Consider the following 249-nt stretch of genomic DNA (forward strand, 5'->3'; position numbering starts at 1 on the left):
CGCTTTGGCAGAGTCTATTCAAATGGTGACGGTAGGGCGTGCGTTACAAGGCATGGGAGCTATAGCCAGCGCATTATTAGCGTTTGCATCAGATTTAAGCCGTGATGAACAGCGCCCCAAAGTTATGGCGGTGATTGGCATGAGCATCGGCATGAGCTTTGCGTTTGCGATGTTATTAGGGCCTATAGTGGCAGCTTCGTGGGGCATTGCAGGCGTATTTTGGCTAACGGCTATTTTGGCTGTGTGTGG

At 51.0% G+C, this 249-nt stretch carries 1 protein-coding gene; it reads left to right on the plus strand.

Annotated features, from left to right (window positions below):
• The coding region (locus tag AAEY97_RS21415) for an MFS transporter (protein ID WP_351001389.1) at positions 1 to 249 on the plus strand (249 nt) is incomplete at both ends.

Origin of the sequence: Shewanella sp. TB7-MNA-CIBAN-0143 (genome assembly GCF_040310065.1) — a bacterium.
Classification (GTDB): domain Bacteria; phylum Pseudomonadota; class Gammaproteobacteria; order Enterobacterales; family Shewanellaceae; genus Shewanella.